This window comes from Martinezella lusitana, from assembly GCF_014207095.1.
GTDB lineage: Bacteria > Pseudomonadota > Alphaproteobacteria > Rhizobiales > Rhizobiaceae > Rhizobium > Rhizobium lusitanum_B.
Window position 1 is genome coordinate 103,912 of record NZ_JACHBG010000012.1, and the last position, 19,738, is coordinate 123,649.

The 19,738-nt window shown below is 59.0% G+C and carries 14 protein-coding genes; 4 read left to right on the plus strand and 10 right to left on the minus strand.

The features are described 5' to 3' along the window. Window positions 1-182 precede the first annotated feature (182 nt). From GGD46_RS22075 to GGD46_RS22090, 4 genes are all read right to left on the minus strand, one after another. Entirely contained in the window at window positions 183-3,218 is a 3,036-nt protein-coding gene (locus GGD46_RS22075) for an FAD-binding and (Fe-S)-binding domain-containing protein (RefSeq protein WP_184707936.1), read from the minus strand. Window positions 3,219-3,466: 248 nt separating this feature from the next. Beyond that, window positions 3,467-4,702 (minus strand): pyridoxal phosphate-dependent aminotransferase, encoded by a 1,236-nt coding sequence (locus tag GGD46_RS22080; RefSeq protein WP_184707939.1) that lies wholly within the window; start codon window positions 4,700-4,702, stop codon window positions 3,467-3,469. Between the two features lie 5 nt (window positions 4,703-4,707). After that, entirely contained in the window at window positions 4,708-6,240 is a 1,533-nt protein-coding gene (locus tag GGD46_RS22085) for an aldehyde dehydrogenase family protein (RefSeq protein WP_184707942.1), read from the minus strand. A gap of 58 nt (window positions 6,241-6,298) precedes the next feature. After that, a complete protein-coding gene (locus GGD46_RS22090) occupies window positions 6,299-7,693 on the minus strand; it encodes a VOC family protein (RefSeq protein ID WP_184707945.1) in 1,395 nt (464 codons plus the stop codon). Window positions 7,694-7,796: 103 nt separating this feature from the next. Between GGD46_RS22090 and GGD46_RS22095 the strand changes: the two genes are divergently transcribed. The 3 genes from GGD46_RS22095 to GGD46_RS22105 all read left to right on the plus strand — a co-directional run bounded on the left by GGD46_RS22095 (window position 7,797) and on the right by GGD46_RS22105 (window position 10,930). Continuing rightward, entirely contained in the window at window positions 7,797-8,729 is a 933-nt protein-coding gene (locus tag GGD46_RS22095) for a LysR family transcriptional regulator (protein WP_184707948.1), read from the plus strand. A gap of 102 nt (window positions 8,730-8,831) precedes the next feature. Beyond that, window positions 8,832-9,923 carry an LLM class flavin-dependent oxidoreductase gene (locus tag GGD46_RS22100; protein ID WP_210325673.1) on the plus strand — a complete coding sequence of 364 codons (1,092 nt, stop codon included), beginning with the start codon at window positions 8,832-8,834 and terminating at the stop codon, window positions 9,921-9,923. Between the two features lie 326 nt (window positions 9,924-10,249). After that, on the plus strand, window positions 10,250-10,930 hold the full coding sequence (locus GGD46_RS22105; protein ID WP_184707951.1) for a hypothetical protein: 681 nt from the start codon (window positions 10,250-10,252) through the stop codon (window positions 10,928-10,930). Window positions 10,931-11,046: 116 nt separating this feature from the next. On the opposite strand, the gene GGD46_RS22110 is transcribed toward GGD46_RS22105, so the two are convergent. From GGD46_RS22110 to GGD46_RS22125, 4 genes are all read right to left on the minus strand, one after another. Then, window positions 11,047-11,856 carry a mechanosensitive ion channel family protein gene (locus GGD46_RS22110; protein ID WP_184707954.1) on the minus strand — a complete coding sequence of 270 codons (810 nt, stop codon included), beginning with the start codon at window positions 11,854-11,856 and terminating at the stop codon, window positions 11,047-11,049. A 121-nt stretch (window positions 11,857-11,977) separates the two neighbouring features. Next, window positions 11,978-13,444, minus strand: a complete 1,467-nt coding sequence (locus GGD46_RS22115) for a sensor domain-containing diguanylate cyclase (protein WP_184708049.1) — start codon at window positions 13,442-13,444, stop codon at window positions 11,978-11,980. Window positions 13,445-13,645: 201 nt separating this feature from the next. Further along, a complete protein-coding gene (gene mntR, locus GGD46_RS22120) occupies window positions 13,646-14,095 on the minus strand; it encodes a manganese-binding transcriptional regulator MntR (RefSeq protein WP_184707957.1) in 450 nt (149 codons plus the stop codon). 106 nt (window positions 14,096-14,201) lie between these two features. After that, the gene (locus GGD46_RS22125; RefSeq protein ID WP_184707960.1) at window positions 14,202-15,512 is read right to left on the minus strand and encodes an Nramp family divalent metal transporter; all 1,311 of its coding nucleotides are present in this window, start codon (window positions 15,510-15,512) and stop codon (window positions 14,202-14,204) included. Window positions 15,513-16,050: 538 nt separating this feature from the next. Between GGD46_RS22125 and GGD46_RS22130 the strand changes: the two genes are divergently transcribed. Further along, window positions 16,051-17,988, plus strand: coding sequence for a methyl-accepting chemotaxis protein (locus GGD46_RS22130; protein ID WP_184707963.1), 1,938 nt, complete (start codon window positions 16,051-16,053; stop codon window positions 17,986-17,988). A gap of 103 nt (window positions 17,989-18,091) precedes the next feature. On the opposite strand, the gene GGD46_RS22135 is transcribed toward GGD46_RS22130, so the two are convergent. Next, window positions 18,092-19,096: an inorganic phosphate transporter gene (locus tag GGD46_RS22135; RefSeq protein WP_184707966.1), complete on the minus strand. Its 1,005-nt coding sequence runs from the start codon at window positions 19,094-19,096 to the stop codon at window positions 18,092-18,094. After that, window positions 19,096-19,737: a DUF47 domain-containing protein gene (locus tag GGD46_RS22140; RefSeq protein ID WP_184707969.1), complete on the minus strand. Its 642-nt coding sequence runs from the start codon at window positions 19,735-19,737 to the stop codon at window positions 19,096-19,098. Before GGD46_RS22140 ends, GGD46_RS22135 begins: the two co-directional genes overlap by 1 nt. Between the last annotated feature and the right edge of the window lies 1 nt (window position 19,738).

Sequence of the window (19,738 nt, forward strand, 5' to 3'; positions counted from 1 at the left end):
CTAAGTCTTGCTTTCAGAATTTGCAGTGTGGCGCCTTGGGGCGCCACATTTGTTTTGAGGCAGGCTTGCTACTCTCGCTGCGAGATAAGCGCAAGAGAAAGGCGGCGCCCTTACGCGTCGCGATGTGGAGAAGGCCGTAAGGCCGAAGTGGTGGAGCAGCTTGCGAGGCGCTGCGGCTGGCTTCAGCCGACCAGACTGTTCAGGATCTCGACGGGGTGCGGGGTGGCGCGGCGCTCCATTTTTGCCGCCTGAGAGCGGCAGGAAAAACCCGTCGCCATGACCACGTTCTGATCGCTCATCTCGGCGACCTTGCCCTGCCAGCTCATGGCGTAGAGCTTTTCGGATATGGCGCGATTGCGCACCTCATGGCCGAAAGTGCCTGCCATGCCGCAGCAGCCGACGTCGGCAATATCCAGCTTGATGCCCAGTCTTTCGAACAGTACCGACCATTGCTTGAGGGCGGCTGGTGCGTTTGTCCGTTCGGTACAATGAGGCAGCAGCGTGAAGTGCTTATCGGGTGAGGTCTGCTGTTGTGGCAATTGGTCGAGATTTGCGGCAAGCCATTCCTGAAGCAGCAGTACCGGCCGCTGCAATTTCGCGACGGGCAAGGCGGCATATTCGCTGCGATAGGTCAGCGTCATCGATGGGTCAATGCCAACGAGCGGGATGTCCATTTGCGAAATGCGGTTGAGGTATTCACGCGATTTCGCAGCCTCCTTCTCGAACCGGCCGAGATAGCCGTGTACATGCAGCGCCTTGCCATTTCGTTGCGAGGCGGCAAGCCACGGTTTGGCACCCATCTTCAGCATGAGCTTGAGAGCGGCGATGACAACGGCCGGATCAAAATGGGTGGAGAAGATGTCGGCGACGATGACAATCGTGCGGTCACGCTCTTGCGGCGAGAGCCTCGCCAGCCGTTCCGGCGTAGCAACCTGAACACCCAGCCGTGCGGCCTCCCGCTCAAGCGAAATCGCGGGCATGGTCGGAAGCGCGGTAAGGCCGGCAATCCGCATCAAGGCCTGACCGGCACTGGATCCGGTCAGCAGGTTATAGGCGGGCTTGATGCGCGCCATCAGCGGCAGGGTCGTTTCGATCGCAGCGACGATCGGATCCTTCAACGGCCGCAGATAGCGGCCGTAATAGAGTTCCAGAAACTTCGATCGAAAGGCGGGTACGCTGACTTTGACGGGACATTGACCTGCGCAGGCCTTGCAGGCGAGGCAGGTATCCATCGCCGCCCGAACCTCATGCGAGAAATCGTCCTTGTTGGCCGGATTGACCGAATTGATCATCCGCCGGAAAAGACTGGAAAGGCCGCTTGAGCGGCGCTGGGCCTCCGCTTCTCGTCGCGGGTCGACATGTCGCTCTGAAAGCAGGCGCAGCCACTCGCGCATCAGCGCTGCGCGTCCCTTCGGCGAGTAGCGCTTGTCGCCCGTCGCCTTGAAGGATGGGCACATGGGGCTTGCGGCGTCGAAATCGAAGCAGGCGCCGTTGCCGTTGCAATAGGCGGCATTGTCGAACGCGGCGCGGATATCGTTGCCGATGATACGATCGAGATCGCCCCGCAACGGCACCTCATCGATCTTGAGGAGCGGCTTCGACGAACCTGAGGCGATCTTGCCCGGATTAAGGCGGTCGCCGGGGTCGAAGGAGCGCTTGATCTCCTGCAGGCTGGGATAGAGCTCGCCGAAATAGTCGGGAACATATTCCGAGCGCACGCCCTTACCATGCTCTCCCCAGAGTACCCCGCCATATTTGCGGGTGAGGGCAACGACGCCGTCGCTGATCTTGCGAACGAGCGGCTGATGGTCGTCACGCGTAAGGTCAAGGGCCGGACGCACATGCAGTACACCGGCATCCACATGACCGAACATGCCGTAATCCAGGCCTTCTGCATCGAGAAGGGCGCGAAACTCGCGGATATAGGCCGCAAGGTGTTCCGGCGGGACGGCCGTATCCTCAACGAAGGGCACGGGTCTGACCGGCCCTTCGACATTGCCGAGCAGACCGACTGCGCGCTTGCGCATCGACCAGATCGCCTCGATTTCGGTCCGCCCCCGAGCGATGGTGTAGCCCTTGTGGCGCGCAGGCGGGCCTGCATCCAGAACAGCAGTTACCTCCGCGAGTTTGCGCTCAAGCTCGTCGCGATCATCGGCCAGAATTTCGACGATGTTAATGCCGTTGGCGGCGCTGGAAGGATCCTCCGGAAAGAAGCGGGCGATGCCGGTCCAGACGATGTCGCCCTTGGCAAGACCAAGCACTTTCTCGTCGACTGTCTCGACCGAGGCGACCTTCATGGCCACCAGCAACCGCGCATCCTCGAGCGCCGTGTTGAAGGCATCGTAGCGAATATTGATGAGCGCGGCCTGCGCCGGCAGCGGCAGAATATTGAGCTCTGCCTCGGCAATCATGGCAAGCGTGCCTTCAGAGCCGCAAAGGACCGCGTTGAGGTCGAACCGGCCATCCTCCCGTCTTAGATGGGCGAGATCATAGCCGGTCATATAGCGGTTGAGCTTGGGGAAGGTCGCCTCGATCAAATCGCGTTTGTCGCGCGCGATTTGATCGGCGACCCTGTAGATCTCTCCAACGCGATCCGGTCGTGCCTTGACCTCTTCGAGAGCGCCGCTGTCGAGCGCACGCGACCACCAGTCGCTGCCATCCGAGAGTACGACGCGAAGGCCGAGAACGTGGTTGCTCGTCTTGCCGTAAAGGCAGGAACCCTGGCCGCAGGCGTCCGTAGAGATCATGCCGCCGATGGTGGCGCGGTTGGAGGTAGAAAGCTCTGGCGCAAAGAACACGCCATGGGGCTTGAGCGCCTTGTTCAGCTGGTCCTTGACGACGCCTGCTTCGACGCGGGCGATCCGCCGCACTGGATCGATCTCCAGAATGCGGTTCATGTGCCTGGAGCAATCGACCACGACGCCCGAGGTTAGCGATTGGCCGTTGGTTCCGGTGCCACCACCGCGGGGTGCAATTGTGATGTCGGAAAAGGCCGGTTCCGACATGGCCGTTGCAATGATCTTCAGATCATCGGCGCCCTTAGGATAGAGAATGGCCGCCGGTTTGAGCTGATAGATAGAGTTGTCGGTCGAAGCGACCGTCCTTGCGCCTTCATCCATCTCCACGTCGCCGCGAAAGCCGAGTGCCGTCAGCCGACGCGCGAAGGCACCGATCTGCTGTTGCAAACTATCTTTCGCCGAAACAAGGCGTGGTATCATGACGTGAAGGCTTCCGGCTTCTTATTCGACGAGTAGAGCATTTCCGCTTTTAAACAGAATTACGGAAATGCTCTATCTCTTTGTTTTCACGCAATTCCAAGCGTATGGCGGATTTGCGTTCCTGCTGGAGTTGCCATAGGGCATGATGCCGAAAAGTTTAGGCAGTTTTCGGACAACATCATGCTCTACTTCTTTGATTCTGGAGCGGATTGAGATTTCAGGTCGAGGAGACCTGAAATCATCCGGCTCTAGCGCCGGAGAGCCGCACAGGCCTTTTCGATCCGATCAAGGGCTTCGATGAGATCCGCTTCCGATGTCGCATAGGAAATGCGGAAGTAAGGTGACAAGCCGAAGGCCGAGCCTGGCACGACGGCGACATGCGCTTCGTCAAGCAGATAGGCGCAGAAGTCCGCATCCGTTGCTATGGTCTTGCCCGATGGAGTCGTCGTGCCGAGAACGCCTGCACAGCCCGAGAACGTATAGAAAGCGCCTTCCGGCACGAGGCAATCCAGGCCTTCGATGGCATTCAGGCGGCCAACGACAAGGTCACGACGCTTCTGGAAGCTTGCCGTGCGTTCCTGAAGGAAGTCCTGCGGGCCATTCAGCGCCGCGATGGCAGCTGCCTGGCTAACCGAGCAGGGGCAGGACGTTGCCTGGCTCTGGATGACGGCCATCGCCTTGATCAACGCCTTAGGTCCGCCGGCATAGCCGATGCGCCAGCCGGTCATCGCATAGGCCTTGGAGACGCCGTTGACGGTCAACGCGCGGCTCTTGAGGCGCGGCTCGATCGCGACTGGTGTCGTGAAACGGAAGCCGTCATAGACGATGTGCTCATACATGTCGTCGACCATCAGCCAGACATGCGGATGCCGCAGCATGACCTCGATCAACGGCCGGTAATCAGCTTCCGAATAGGCCGCACCCGATGGATTTGACGGCGAGTTCAGCAGCAGCCAGCGCGTCTTCGGGGTAATGGCTTTTTCGAGCTGATCCGCCTTGAGGCGGAAGCCGGCCGCAGCATCGCAAGGGATCAGCACAGGCACGCCGCCGCAGATCTCGACGATGTCGGAATAAGACGTCCAGTACGGCGTCGGAATGATGACCTCGTCGCCCGGGTTGAGCGATGCCATGAAGGCATTGAACAGGATCTGCTTTGCACCGGCTGCGACCGTAATCTCGTCGACGGCGTAGTTGATACCGTTCTCTCGCAGGAACTTGCCGGCGATCGCCTTCTTGAGTTCGGGCGAGCCGTCAAGAGCCGTGTACTTCGTCTCTCCGCGGTCGATGGCGGCCTTTGCGGCCTCCTTGACGCTGTCAGGCGTATCGAAGTCCGGCTCGCCCGCACCCAGGATGATGACGGGCAGCCCCTCGCGCTTCATCGCATTGGCGCGCGCACCGATCTGCAGGATGGTCGACACACCGATGGAGGCGATCCGCGAAGCGGGCTGAAAGCCCGCTTCTTCTATGGTGGTGGCGATCGTCATGGAGATTACTCGATGTCGAAGGAAACGCCCTGTGCCAGCGGCAGGGCCTTGGAGTAGTTGACGGTGTTGGTCGCCCGGCGCATGTAGGCTCTCCAGGCGTCCGAGCCGGATTCACGGCCGCCGCCGGTTTCCTTTTCGCCGCCGAATGCACCGCCGATTTCAGCACCAGACGTGCCGATGTTGACGTTGGCGATACCGCAATCGGAACCATCGGCTGCGAGGAAGCGTTCGGATTCCTGCATGTCGCGGGTAAAGATCGACGAGGACAGGCCAGCGGCTACCGCATTGTGGTCTTCGAGGACGGCATCGAAATCGTCATAGGGCATGACGTAGAGGATGGGCGCGAAGGTCTCTTCGAAGACCGGGCCAGCCTGCTTCGACATTTCCACCAGCGCCGGCTTGACGTAGAAGCCATCGGCATGGCCGACATCGACACGTTCGCCACCGGTCACAGAGCCGCCATGCGACTTTGCTTCCGCAATTGCCTTCTGCATGCCGTCGAATGCCGCCTTGTCGATCAGCGGGCCGACGAGCGCGGAGGACTGCAGGGGATCGCCGACGGAGACGCTCTGGTAAGCCTTCTTCAGGCGCGGCACGAGCTGATCGTAGACACTCTTGTGAACGAAGAGGCGACGCAGCGTCGTGCAACGCTGGCCGGCTGTGCCCATGGCGCCGAAAGCGATGGCGCGCAGTGCCATGTCCAGATCGGCAGACGGGCAGACGATGCCGGCATTGTTGCCGCCCAGTTCGAGGATGGCGCGTGCGAAGCGCTTGGCAAGACGCGGTCCGACATCGCGGCCCATGCGGGTCGAGCCGGTTGCCGAAACGAGCGGCACCTTGGGGTGATCGACCAGAACTTCGCCGATGGCGCGGTCGCCGATCAGCAGCTGCGACAGGCCTTCCGGAGCATCGCCGAAGCGCGCGAGGGCGCGGTCGAGAATTGCCTGCGAGGCGAGAGCCGTCAGCGGAGTCTTTTCAGAGGGCTTCCAGACGATCGAGTCGCCGCAGATCAGGGCCAATGCCGCATTCCAAGACCAGACGGCGACCGGGAAGTTGAAGGCCGAGATGATGCCCACAACGCCGAGCGGATGCCAGGTTTCCATCATGCGATGGCCCGGACGTTCGGTGGCGATCGTCAAACCGTAGAGCTGGCGGGAGAGGCCGACCGCGAAATCGCAGATGTCGATCATTTCCTGCACTTCGCCGAGGCCTTCGGAACGGATCTTGCCGGCTTCGATCGAGACGAGGCGGCCGAGATCGTCCTTGGCGGCGCGAAGCTCTTCGCCGAGCAGGCGAACCAGTTCGCCGCGCTTCGGTGCCGGCACCAGGCGCCAGGCGCGGTATGCCGCATCGGCCTTCTCGATACGCTCAGCCGCTTCAGCCGCCGAAACGGTCTTGAGGTTGCCGATCTTCTCGCCAGTGACCGGAGAATAGGACGGCATGTCGCCTTGCGTGTAGAGCGCCTTATCGACGCCGAGCTTTTCGAGGATGGCGGCCGCTTCGGCTGCGACGGAAATGTTCTTTGCTGCGATGTTCATCTTATCAAACTCCACTTGTCTTGATCCAGGCTGCGAGCGGCACTTCCGCCGCATCGCATCACTCGGCTGCGTCTTGTTTGGACAACGCCTGCAGGCAGGCGTCGATCGATGCCTGCTCGATGCCGGCATAATGGTCGAATTCGTTCAGCACCTTCATACCGAGATCGGTTTCGAAGCGCTTCTGGTTCGGGCTTGCGACAAACTCCTGCTGCGCGCCGTCACCGAGGTTGGACTGGAAGATACCAGCGGCGCTGACGGGAAGGAAGTCTTCGTACACGATCGGATCGAACTGAACGAGGCCCTGATTGATCAGTGTTTCGATATCGCCGCGAGTGGTTGCGGCCGCCTTGCCCTTGGCCGTCAGCGAATAGGCAAAATAACCCAGGCCCTGGGCGCGGATAGCCGACCAGTCGTCGGGGAAATCGGCGAAGCTCTGAGCGAGCGCGGCTTCATAATCGCGCGCGTTCGATCCATCGGCCGCCGGACGCACGATCTTGCGTGAGGCATCGAGCAGCTGATCATAGAGCGCACGACCCTTGGGCGTCAGCGCGACGCCTCGCTGTTCGATTTCGCCGAAGCGCGCAGTATGCGAGCCGGTTTCCCACGCGCCGTCGGCATTGCGGAAAGATACCGGTTCTTCCAGCGCCTTGAATGACGTCTGACGCAGCAGAATAGGGCAGGCGCGGGTCGGCGGTCCCTCGACGACGGCCTTGGGTGCGATGCCGTATTCGGGCATTAGCGACTGGACCTGATCGATGTCGAGGGTGCGCGGCGTCAGATGGTTGATGTGCGGCCCCTTGAACGACACGACATCGGCGATCAGACGATGCGCGTCATGGAGACGATGATACATGGCAGCGTCGACATTTGCTTCATCGTGCCAGCGGAAAGTCTCAAGCACTTCGCTGACGAAGCGCTGAGCATCCTCTTTGCCGAGACCGCCATCGCGCTCGGCCTTTTCGGTGAGTTCGACAGCGCCCTTGGTGAAGATCTGACGCTTCGAGAGGATCTGCGCAGATGCTTCGCGCAGGTCCTCGTCAGCGATCAGGTCAAGGCGCAGCAGCGAGGTGAAGACGCGGAAGGGATTACGCTTCAATTCGGCATCGCCGATCGGGCGGAACGCCGTCGAATGCACGGGTACGCCCGCCGTCGAAAGGTCGTAGTAGCCGACGGGATACATGCCCATGACGGCGAAGACGCGCGCCATCATCGCAAGCTCTGTCGCCGTTCCGAGCCGGATCGCGCCATGGCGTTCTTCGGAGATGCGGTCGAGGTAGTCGGTCGCCTGCAGGCGCTCTTTCAAGACTGGCTGAGCGGCCAGCGTCTCGTCGTTGACGCGACCGACCAGCTCCATGAGCGTGCCATAGGCGGGTACTTCTTCGCGGTACATGGCGGACATAGCGGCCGAAAAGGCGCTGCGTATATCGCTGGTCGAGATGTGATCGGACTTCATGGTAATCTCTTCCTGAAAGGCTACATCATTCCTATAACGCAGAATATATCTTGCTGACGTGCAGGTCTTGTGAGAGAAAATCCTAACTTGATGCTGAAATGGAATGACTATGCGTCGACGCCTCATCCCCGATATCGTCAATCTTCAGGCGTTTGAGTGCGCAGCGCGCCATCAGAATTTTTCGCGCGCCGCCGAGGAACTCAATCTGACGCAAAGTGCCGTCAGCCGTCAGATCAGCGAACTGGAGCAGCAGACCGGCTTGAAGCTCTTCGAGCGCGTGAGACAGCGCGTCGTGCTTTCGGAAGCCGGACTTCGGCTGTTGCCGGAGGTCAAGGATCTGCTGCTACGTTCGGAGCGGCTGATGATTGGCGCCGTTGCCGCGGGTCAGATGAAGCTTTCGCTGAAAGTGGCTACCCTGCCGACCTTTGGCACGCGCTGGCTGGTGCCGCGCCTCGGTCGGTTTCTCGAGGAACACCGCGACGTCGCCGTTACCGTTGAATCCCGCTCCAAGCCTTTTAATTTCGACGAGGATAATTTCGATCTGGCCATTCATTACGGCCTGCCGGCCTGGGCCGGTGCAGTTGCGACTTTTCTTTGCAGCGAGACGGTTCTGCCTGTTGCCAGTCGGGCGCTTGCCGCGCGGCTGGATCTGCGTTCGCCGGTGGAACTGGCCGATGCTCCGCTGCTTCATCTGACGACCCGCCCGAAGCTCTGGGCTCAGTGGTTCGATTTGCAGGATTTGCCGAGCGAGAATGCTTACCCCGGCGCGCGCTTCGACCAGTTTTCCATGATCATCTCCGCCTCGATAGCCGGGTTGGGCGTGGCGCTTCTTCCCACCTACCTGATCGAGGAGGAGCTGAGATCAGGCATCCTCCTGCCGTTGTTCGATCTGCCGATGCCGACGGAGAACAGCTATTACATCGTCATGCCGGAGAAGAAGCAGACGAACGAAACGGCGACATTGTTTCAGAACTGGCTTTTAAACGAGGTCCCGCCTCGATTGCAGTCAACGACCGAGTTGATTGATAAACTTTAAGCTTGAAATTCTTTCTCGCGAGCGTCACACATTGCTCTATTGTGCTGCTGCATCTCCAGTGCGGGACAGGTGCAAGGTGAACTCGGGGAGGAGCAAGCCATCATGAAGACGCATCCGTTGAAGGGTCCGAACCGGTTGAAGCTCGGCGTTTTTTCCGCCAATGCGGATGGTGGGCTGGCGATCACCGATGTGCCCGAGCGCTGGACGGCAGGATGGCAGGACAACCTGACGGCGGCACAGATCGCCGACCGCGCCGGTCTCGAATTTTTCCTGCCGATCGCCCGCTGGCGCGGCTTTGGCGGCAAGAACCGAGTGCGGGAATGGTCGTTCGAGACCTTCACCTGGGCCGCAGCCCTTTCTGCGGCGACCGATCGCATCGGTCTGTTCATGACGGTACATGTGCCGCTTGTTCATCCGCTCTATGCAGCCAAGTCTCTCGCCACGGTCGATCACATCAGCCAGGGACGCGCCGGGCTTAATATCGTCTGCGGTTGGAATCCGAAGGAATTCGGCATGTTCGGCGTGCCGCTGGTGGAGAAGGGTTATGACCAGGCGGCGGAATGGCTCGAGATCGTCGAGAAACTATACGCCTCCGATGAACCGCTCGACTATGCCGGAACCTATTACAATCTGAAGGAAGCCGTCAGCCGGCCGGCGAGCCTGCAGGCGCCGCGCCCGGTGACGATGAACGCGGCCTTCGGTGGTCCCGGCCGCGACTTCGCCGCGGGCCATTGCGACTACCTCTTCACGACATTTACGGAGATCGCCGAGGCCGGAAAGCATGTCGTTGACATAGGCGAGAGGGCGGAAAAGAACGGCAGGAAGGTCGGAGTTTACACGGTATGCCATGTCGTCTGCCGCGAGACACAGGCGGAAGCCGAGGATTATTACACCCGCTATGCCGTTACCATGGCGGATCATGCCGCTGTCGACCAGCATATGGCGGGCAAGAAGGAATTCTCCCAGTCCCACGACCGCGACGCCTATGATCGCTATCGGCAACGCTTTGCCGGCGGGGCGGGAAGCTACCCGTTGATCGGCACGCCTGAGCGAATTGCCGATGAAATGATCGCGATTGCGGAGCAAGGCTATTCGGGCATTGCCCTCTCATTCGTCAACTACACGCAGGAACTTCCATATTTCTGCGATCGGGTGCTCCCGCTTCTGAAAAAGGCTGGCCTCCGGGTCGCCTAACTTGCCAGCTGTAGGGAACCGTCCCATCGCTGCCTTAGTGTCCCGCTGAGCGCTAGCCCGGGCTCCATGTCCGCTGCAATGAAAACTTGAGCCAAGGGGTTTACAAGCGCGGCGGTGGATGGGATGCTTGCATGTGAAGATGCCGCCTGATTTGCGGTGGCTGTGGTCTTCACGCGGATGCCTCATTGGCTCCGAGGCACTCTGACTTCGAGTGCCTAACCAAACAAATAAATCCGAGGCCTGATGCGGCGCTAGCTGCATATATGGCTGTTGTCTCGATGCGCCCCGATAATCATTGTGCTGGGCGAAAACAAATGGGTCTATGAATGGCTTCTGCTGCAAAGCACGCCTTGCTCGGCGTTCTTGCAACTGTGCTTTCGCTGTCGCAAGCTGGAAGTGCCGGTGCCAATGCCAGTCCTAGTGCCGGTGACTTGATGATCTGGTCGCCGGTGAAGGTTGCACCCCGCACCTATAAAACCACGGTCGGCTTTCGATTGCCCCTGGCTTGGGATGTGAGCGCGGGTGTCGATCTGGGTCTCGCGGGTGCGATAAATGGAACGATCCCTCGCGACAGCAGGCTTGCAACCTTCTGGTGGATGGCGGTTGACCACCCGGGGCGTTTTTCGAACTCACCGATGCGTGAAATGGCGCTCCGTGTTGACACGCTCAATGGCGCGGGATCGCTGTGTTTTGGCCGCACACATAGCTGGATTGCCTCTGAGGATCTCGATATGCGCTCCTCCCGGTCCTTGAGCCTGAATTATGCGGGCGGGCGAAACGAACCGACCTTGATTACCGCGTCGCAGGCCGTAACCGTTGCGGTTCCCTGGACTGGAACGTCCATATCTGCGAGCGGCAACCTCAAACAGGTTGGTAGCATCTTCTCGAGCGCAGTATCATTCCAGCAGCCGATCGCCCCACACCTCAACTTCTCCGCTTCCTTCACCGATCCGCAGAAGCTCACTCCGTCAGGCAATCTTCGCCTGGATTATCGCGTACGATGGTAGCGGATGCGTAGCGCCATCCAGGTGCTGGCCGGAGAGGTGCTCGGCTCAGGCTCTTGATGTTTCGCCTGTCGTCGTCGCAAAATCGCGCAACACTTTTGCGCGACATGCGCCGGCCGCTACTTGAGTGCGATATTGGCGGCGGCCAACTGCGCCAGCAGCTTCGAGATGACGTCCTGGCGGGTAGGCGTCCAGGCCGAAGTGATCGTCCAATAGTCGATCTTCAGTGTAGTCTGGCCAGCGGACAGATCGTCGATATAAACGACAGGCGAGGGGGTGGTCTGGACACGTTGATCGGATTTGACCACGTCGAGAATGATTTTGCGCGCGAGTTCGATATCGGAGCCACCGGCGAGGATGATCGAAAGCTCCTGGCGGCGGTCGGGCTCGCGGCTGTGATTGACGATCGGCGTGTTCCAAAGGGTAGAATTCGGCGCCATCAGATAGAGGCCGTCCGCGGTTCTCATTTCCGTTGCGAAAAGACCGATATCCTTGATGAAGCCTTTGACGTTCGTCGTCTCGATGTATTCGCCAACCCGAAACGGCCGCAGGATCAGCAACATTATGCCGGCGGCGATATTCTGAAGCGTTCCTTGGAGTGCGAGGCCGATGGCGAGGCCTGCGGCGCCAAGTGCGGCGATGATAGAGGCGGTCTGAACGCCGAACTGCCCGAGAACGGTGATGAACACCAGGATCAGCAGGCTATAATGCAGGAGGTTCTGGAAGAAGCTCGCCAGCGTTTCGTCGATGCCGCGGATACGCGAGATGACACGGTAGGATGCTCGACTGACGACGCCTGCAAGAATCCAGCCGGCAATCAGCAGGATGAAAGCGCCGAGGATCGAGAAGCCATATTGAACCGCAAGCGCGGAGGCCTGATCCAGGGCCGTCCGGGTGGCAATGACGACGCCCGTCGCTTGATCTTCCATGTAAAAACTCCGTGTGTCCGCAAGGCCAAATGAGACGCGGCGGATTTTTGTTCCCGCTTGCCGGATATTTGGCGGCTGGCCTTCCAGTCATTAGCAGGGACAGAAATGCAGGATGTCGACTTCAGGCACCATGCTTTGCGTGATGCATATCCACCTTGGCTACCGCCGCATGATGGGCCTTCTTGTGCTCGTACATTCCCAGATCGGCCCGTTTCACAGTGGCCTCTATGGTTTCGCCCTGCAGGCTGGTGGCAACGCCGACCGCGACGCTGAGAGGCGCGCTGGAATAGAACTGATTGTTGATCTTCAGCAGTTCGTTGATGGTGTCGACCATGGCGGCCGCTGCCATTTCATCGGCTCCCGGCATAAGAACAGCAAATTCATCGCCGCCGATCCTGGCGGCGTGATTTGGCTGGGACACCACGCTGGAGAGTACTTCTCCCATGCGCCGCAGCAACGAGTCGCCGGCATCGTGCCCGCTCTCGTCATTGGCCTCCTTCAGACCATTGAGATCGATGACGATGGCAGAGACTGGCCGCAAGGATTTGCGTTCCAGCCTGTTGACCTCATCCATGTAGAAGGCGCGATTGTAGAGCCTGGTAAGGACATCGTGCTTGCCGAGATATTCGAGATAGGCCTCGGCCTTCTTACGCGCGGTAATATCCGTCAGTGCGACCTGAACTAGCGACCAGTCGTGTTCATGGCCCGGGAAGACGGAAAACTGCAACAGAACGTGGCGTTCGGAGCCATCGAGGGCGTAGTTCAGCACTTCGCGCTGATGGAAGAGGCGGTCGTTCCACAATTCCACGAGCTGACCGCGAAAATGCTTCTCCATATCGTCGCGGAAGACTTCGCCGATCCGTTGGTGCAAGGTCTGGCGGTCCGGCGCGCAGAACAGATCCAGCGTGGCCTGATTGACGTCGAGCACGCTGATCTCGCTCATGCATTGCTGCACGAACTCGGGGTGCACGTCGAGGAAGACCTGAAAATCGATGATGCCGCGCTTGCGGATGTCGTCCAACAGGATTTTGATGCGGCTGAAGTCCTCGACCCAGAGTGAGACCGGCGAATGTTCGAACATTCCCTCCGCGTAGCGGCGCTGGCGTTCCTCCTCGCGCCGTGCTTCCTCGCGTGCCGTCACGTCTTCTGTTGTCAGCAGCAGGCGGTCCCAGGAGGCCTCGTGTCCCGGCAGGACGACGGCGCGAAGCTGGATATCCAGTCTGCGTCCGCCCAGCGTGTAGTTGATTGCCGTGCTCGAAAACTCCGTCTTTCCCTCCCAAAGCGCCACCAGCTCATTGACATGGCTTTGAAGCATCTCGCCTCGGAAAATATCGGAAAGCCCGCCAACCAAAGCTTCGAAAGATTGCGCTTCAAACAGATCCAGGGCTTTCGCATTGACGGCGAGGACGCGGATATTCTGCGAGCAGGTCGCCACGCGGCGCAGATCGGCTAGCAAGAAAGAGCGCAGGTCGCTGACCCCTTCGCTCCGCCAATGTTCGAATTGCTCCTTGATTCCGCTGAAATCCTCCAGCCACATGGCAACGGGAGCGAGATCGAATATGGTGGAACTAAAATCCTGGGCGTTCATCATGATTCCCTGTGCCGGTCGGATAGGCGGAATGCAAAACAATGGGACCGGCGGTTCGCTAAATTCTGCCTAGCGAATATTCGTAAAACTTGCGTTGATACCGGCTGACTGGTCAAGTCAGGCAGTTGTTCGTAGACTAGTTTCAATTCATTCTTATTGAAGCTGTGCCAAAAATGGCTCTTTGGTCCTGCCTTGTGGCCATCATGTCTTCAGGAAGCGCTCAAAAGCTTCCAGGGTCTTCTCGCTGACGTGATGTTCGATGCCCTCGGCGTCGTTTCTCGCGGTGTCGGGATCGACGCCCAGACGGCAGAGGACGGCCTCGACGACTTGATGTCGCCGCCGCGTCGCCATGGCGAGGCGATGTCCTTCCTCTGTCAGGAAGACGCCGCGGTAAGGGCGCTGGGTAATGAGGTTTTCTTCCGCCAGCCGCTTGAGCATTTTTGCCACGGTAGGCTGGGTTACCCCGAGCCGCTGCGCGATGTCAGTCTGACGCGCCTCACCGGCATGTTCTATCAGGTCGGCGATGAGCTCGACGTAATCCTCCATGAGCTCCGTGCGCCGGTCATCGCGGCTTTTCTGAAACGCCTCGACATGCGTCTCGACTTCGGTAGAAGCAAGGCGGCTTTCCGGGGCGGCGGGTGGTTTCGTCAAGGCGGCTTACCCTCATGAGATTAAGAGTCGTGTAATGACGTTTAGCCTTGACTATAAAGAATGCAACTCCGTTATGAAACTCCGGTCTCCGATCCCCAGATATGGATCAGCCGTTGCCGAAGCCGGGGATCGGGATGCCGAAAGTCCGGAGGAGCAGGATCGCGTTCAGGCCGAGAATGACGATCGTTCCACCGATTGCCGCGATATCGGTCAGCCTGCCGTTGGCGAAGTTGCCCATGATGGCGCGGTTTCGGGTGAACATGACGAGCGCGATCATCGGAATGGGTAGCGCGAAGGATAGCACGACCTGGCTATAGACGAGCGCTTCCGTGGTGTTGACGCCTATGAGGACGACGACGAATGCCGGGAGCATCGTCACGAGACGGCGTATCCAGACGGGAATGCGGAAGCCGACGAAGCCTTGCATGATCATCTGCCCGGCCATGGTGCCGACTGCCGACGACGAGATGCCGGAAGCCATGAGGGAGATCAGGAAGATGCTTGCCGCCGCCCCGCCGAGCAGAGGTGTGAGGGTGTGATAGGCGCTTTCGATCTCTGCGACATCGGAATGGCCCGCATGGAAGGCGGCCGATGCCATGATCACCATGGCCATATTCACAGCTCCGGCGACGGCGAGCGCAATCACGCATTCCCAATTCGAAAAGAAGACGAGTTTCCGGCGCTCATTGTCGTTGCGGCCCGGAGCGCGATGTTGAGTGAGGCCGGAGTGCAGATAGACTGCGTGCGGCATGACTGTTGCGCCGATGATGCCGACTGCGATGGTCAGGGCCGTAGAATCCGGGATCGACGGCAGGATCGTGCCGAGAGCTGCCTGGCCCCAGGCAACGGGAGCAATGAACATCTCGGCGATGTAGCAAAGGCTGATGATGGCAACCAGGCCGCCGATGATCAATTCCATGGGTCGAAAGCCGCGCTTCTCCATCAACAGCACGCCATAGGTCACCACTGCGGTGACCGTCATACCGGCGATGAGCGGCATCTGGAAGAGGAGCGAGAGGCCGATTGCGCCACCCAGGAATTCTGCAAGGTCCGTCGCCATCGCAGCGATTTCACTGACGACCCACATTGTATAACGGACGGGCGCTGAAAATTCGTCACGACAGAGCTCTGCAAGATTGCGGCCGGTGACGATGCCAAGTTTTGCCGAAAGCGCCTGAAAGAGCATGGCGATAAGGTTCGCCACCAACACGACCCAAAGTAGAGAATAGCCGTAACCGGAGCCCGCCTGGATATTTGTCGCGAAATTGCCTGGATCCATGTAGGCAATGGAAGCAATGACCGCCGGGCCTGCGAAAAGAAGGGCGGATCGGAACCCACGGCGCCTGCCGGCCAGAACTTCGCGAATCTGCGTATCCGTACGTTCCGACAGGGTCTGCCGGGCAATCGAGTCTGTCATGGGGCCTCTCCAGCTCGCTGCAAAAAATATAGCCCGGGCTAAATTTATGTCAATATACCATTATTGAGAGTTGGTGCTAATCCCTGCTGGCCGATGGCCGCCTGCGACAAGAAGCGAGTGCCTCATCTTCGTGTACGGGTGAATACGAGGGGTTCTGGTTGGGGTGGAGGGAAATATATTGATCTTCCTCAAGGTTGTTGTTGTGTTATGTGGCATCTAAAAGTATAAATTCATCGCAATTTGCTCTTGTGTTTAAACGTAAAGATTGAGAGTGAAGTATTGCTTCAATCAATGATTATATATGACGATATTATTAGAATATAATATTTATGTCATATTTAAAAATTGTGTAATATTTAGTTAAATTAACCGATTTGTCAGCCAGTTATGTTTTTGTTGCTTTGCAGCGCCATTGGTGGTGAGCAGGACGCTCTTTATCTGCGATGCTCCCGACTCCCCCACGGCAGGCAATCATTGGCGCGGACGCACTCTGCGGCGTGCACGCGATTGTCGGCTCTTCACCGAGAGCAGGCAAATCATGTCATTTCTCCAGAATGCCAAAATCAGGACGAAAGTACTCTCCATCATCATCCCGATCTGCCTGATCGGGGTTGCAAGCGTCTTCTTTATATCGAGCCAATATAAGGATAGCGTTGGCACCTATTCGAATTTCATTTCGAAGGATGAGACAGCGGCCGTCGAGATGTCCAGAGCCAGCCAGCGGCTGACAGCACTGAGCTACAATGCCTATCAAATCCTGGTCTACAGCAGGAAAGACCCGGCAATGGCGACGTTTTCGAAAGATTACGAGGAGAACAAGACTGTTCTTCTCGCTCGCGTCGCGACAGCCAAACAGTTGATTCCAGCCGAAGCGGATGCGATCGACAAGCTGGCTGCGAAGGCAAATGACATTGTTGCGCTGACCGATCGGGCCGTGAAGGCTGGGCTGGTCGATGACAACGATACGGCCACCACGCTTCTGAAGCAGGCAGATCCCCTCATCAAAGATGAAGTCCTTGCCGTCCGCCACTGGCTCGATACCTTAAACGACAACATCAACACCAAGAGCGATAAACTTGATGAGCATGCATCGAGCACGATCACCAATACGCTTGTCGCACTCGGTTTTCTCTTTGCCGCGGCAATCCTGATCGCAATTCTTGTTTCTGCCCGCGGTATCACCACACCTATCGAGCGACTGCGAGCCCGTATGGTATCGCTTGCCGACGGCCATACGGACGAACAGATCTCAGGCCTTGGCCGCAAGGACGAGGTTGGTCAGATGGCGGCGGCAGTCTCTGTATTTCGCGACAATGCGCTCGAGCGTATTCGCTTGGAGCAGGAAGCTGCCGCAGGGCGAAGCCTCTCTGAACGGGAAAGACTGGAACGTGAGGCGCAGAAGGCCAAGGACGCGGCCGATACTCAATTCGCCGTTGATGGGCTGGCGAGCGGCTTGTCTGAGCTTTCGAATGGCAACATGGTCTATCGCATCGAGAAGCCTTTCGTCGCCCACCTCGATCAGCTGAGGACGAACTTCAACGCGTCGATGGCAAAGCTTGAGGAGACGCTGCGCGCGGTCGGTCAGGGCGGTCAAGCGATCGCAGCCGGTGCCAGCCAAATCCGCTCGGCGGCCGACGATCTCTCCAAACGCACTGAGCAGCAAGCGGCCTCGGTGGAGGAGACCGCCGCGGCACTCGAGGAAATCACCACCACGGTCAAGGATTCCACCCGGCGGGCGGAAGAGGCGAGCTCGTTGGTCGGACGGGCCCGCGTCGGCGCCGAAAAGTCCGGCGAAGTCATGCGCGAGGCGATCGCCGCCATGGAGGCCATCTCGAAATCGTCGAGCGAGATCAGCAACATCATCGGCGTCATCGACGATATCGCCTTCCAGACAAATCTGCTCGCTCTCAATGCAGGGGTTGAAGCGGCACGAGCTGGCGAAGCCGGCAAGGGATTTGCCGTCGTTGCTCAGGAAGTGCGTGAGCTTGCTCAGCGTTCGGCAAAGGCTGCCAAGGAAATCAAGGCACTGATTTCGACGTCCGGCCAGCAGGTCGACAGCGGCGTGGATCTCGTGTCGCGAACTGGGCAGTCGCTTCAGCAGATCGTCAAGGAAGTCGAAGACATCGATCGCAATGTCCGTGCGATCGTCGAGGCCGCGCGTGAGCAGGCAACCGGATTGCAGGAGATCAACACTGCGGTCAACACCATCGATCAGGGTACGCAGCAGAATGCAGCCATGGTCGAGGAGTCCACGGCTGCGAGCTACAGCCTGTCCAAAGAAGTCACTGCCTTGAACGAGCTGCTTGGACAGTTCGCGCTCAATGGCGACCGCGGCCAGTCACGACCCGCAATGGCGACGGAGCAGTCGAAAGCCGCCGCTTCGCCGGCGCGTTCGCTGCGGTCACGTATCGCCGGTGCGTTTACGGGCTCGGGCGGCGCGACTGCTGCTGCGGCCTCCTCATGGGAAGAGTTTTGATGCCGGACATGTATAATTGCCAATAAGCAATTGATAACAAGAAGTTTAATGACCGCGGCTTTGCAAGTCGCGGTCATTTTCGTTCATCGTCGCTTCTGCTTGCTTACCTGAAAAGCTGCATGCCCCAGTAGGAAAGTGCAGAGATCGCTGCCGCCGCCGGCAGTGTAATGATCCAGGCGATCACGATATTGCCCGCGATACCCCAGCGTACCGCCGAAACGCGACGAGCGGCACCAACACCAATGATGGCGCCGGTGATGGTGTGGGTGGTGGATACCGGTATGCCAAGCCAGGTCGCGGCAAAGAGCGTCAGCGCGCCACCGGTCTCCGCGCAGAATCCCTGCATCGGATTGAGACGGGTAATCTTCGAGCCCATCGTGTGCACGATCCGCCATCCGCCAAACAGTGTGCCGAGCGCCATGGCTGTCTGGCAGGAAAGCACGACCCATAGCGGAACATGGAAGGAACCTCCGCCATATCCTTGGGAATAAAGGAGAATGGCGATGATGCCCATGGTCTTCTGCGCATCGTTGCCGCCGTGTCCCAGCGAATAGAGCGACGCCGAGAAGAACTGCAGGATGCGGAATGTGCTGTCGACGGCAAAGGGTGTCTGTCGCACGAATAGCCAAGTCACGATCAGGACGAGGAATAGCGCCAGGATAAAACCGATCAAGGGTGACATCATGATCGCGCCGGCCGTCTTGAAGACACCGAGCCAGACGATCGAGCTTACGCCGACCTTGGCGAGGCCGGCGCCGATCAACCCGCCGACCAGCGCATGCGACGAGCTGGAGGGTATCCCAAATATCCAGGTGACGATGTTCCAGACGATCGCTCCCAGCAGTGCGGCGAAGATGACGGAGGCATCGACGATACTCGGATCGATAATGCCGGTTCCGAGCGTCTCGGCCACATGCAACCCGAAAAAGAGGAAAGCGATGAAGTTGAAGAACGCTGCCCACAGGACCGCATATTGCGGCCGCAGGACACGGGTCGACACGATGGTGGCGATGGAATTTGCTGCATCATGAAGCCCGTTCAGAAAGTCGAAGAACAAGGCAGTGGCGATGATCCCTATCAGCAAGGGAAAGGCGAGGGTGGCCTCCATCAGACGCTCTCGAGCACGATGCCGTTGATCTCATTGGCGACGTCCTCGAAGCGGTCGACAACCTTCTCCAGTTCGCCGTATATCTCGCTGCCGATGATAAAGGCCATGGCATTGGAGGCGCCGTAATTGCGGAACAGATCCTTCAGTCCCTGGTCGTGGAGTTCGTCGGCGCGACCCTCCACCTTGACGATCTCTTCCGTGAGATTGGCAAGCTTGGAGGCATTGGGACCCATGCGATCGAGAAGAGGAACGGCCTCGGCGACGAGATGCGCGGCTCTGACGATCACTTCGCCCATCTGCTGCATGCCGGGATCGAAGCTTTTCTGCTCGAACAACCGGATGGTTTTCACCGTCTTGTGCATCATGTCGATGGCGTCATCCATGGACATGATGAGATCCTTGATGTCGCCGCGGTCGAATGGCGTGATGAAGCTGCGCCGCACCGCAAGCAGCACATCGCGCGTGATGCCGTCAGCCTGATTTTCAAGCTCTATGATCCGCCGGCCTTTCGCGTCGATGTCCTTGCCGGCCAAAAGTTCGTTCAGGGCTTCAGCAGCGCCGACGATCGTGCGCGAGTGCTGCGCGAAGAGATCGAAAAAACGATCCTCGCGCGGCATGAGTTTGCGAAACCAGCCTAACATC

Excerpts from the sequence above, each read along its gene's own strand:
- GGD46_RS22075 (WP_184707936.1), bottom strand. The coding sequence starts at position 3,218 with ATGATACCACGCCTTGTTTCGGCGAAAGATAGTTTGCAACAGCAGATC.
- GGD46_RS22080 (WP_184707939.1), bottom strand. The coding sequence starts at position 4,702 with ATGACGATCGCCACCACCATAGAAGAAGCGGGCTTTCAGCCCGCTTCG.
- GGD46_RS22085 (WP_184707942.1), bottom strand. The coding sequence starts at position 6,240 with ATGAACATCGCAGCAAAGAACATTTCCGTCGCAGCCGAAGCGGCCGCC.
- GGD46_RS22090 (WP_184707945.1), bottom strand. The coding sequence starts at position 7,693 with ATGAAGTCCGATCACATCTCGACCAGCGATATACGCAGCGCCTTTTCG.
- GGD46_RS22095 (WP_184707948.1), top strand. The coding sequence starts at position 7,797 with ATGACTATGCGTCGACGCCTCATCCCCGATATCGTCAATCTTCAGGCG.
- GGD46_RS22100 (WP_210325673.1), top strand. The coding sequence starts at position 8,832 with ATGAAGACGCATCCGTTGAAGGGTCCGAACCGGTTGAAGCTCGGCGTT.
- GGD46_RS22105 (WP_184707951.1), top strand. The coding sequence starts at position 10,250 with ATGGCTTCTGCTGCAAAGCACGCCTTGCTCGGCGTTCTTGCAACTGTG.
- GGD46_RS22110 (WP_184707954.1), bottom strand. The coding sequence starts at position 11,856 with ATGGAAGATCAAGCGACGGGCGTCGTCATTGCCACCCGGACGGCCCTG.
- GGD46_RS22115 (WP_184708049.1), bottom strand. The coding sequence starts at position 13,444 with ATGAACGCCCAGGATTTTAGTTCCACCATATTCGATCTCGCTCCCGTT.
- GGD46_RS22125 (WP_184707960.1), bottom strand. The coding sequence starts at position 15,512 with ATGACAGACTCGATTGCCCGGCAGACCCTGTCGGAACGTACGGATACG.
- GGD46_RS22130 (WP_184707963.1), top strand. The coding sequence starts at position 16,051 with ATGTCATTTCTCCAGAATGCCAAAATCAGGACGAAAGTACTCTCCATC.
- GGD46_RS22135 (WP_184707966.1), bottom strand. The coding sequence starts at position 19,096 with ATGGAGGCCACCCTCGCCTTTCCCTTGCTGATAGGGATCATCGCCACT.
- GGD46_RS22140 (WP_184707969.1), bottom strand. The coding sequence starts at position 19,737 with ATGTTAGGCTGGTTTCGCAAACTCATGCCGCGCGAGGATCGTTTTTTC.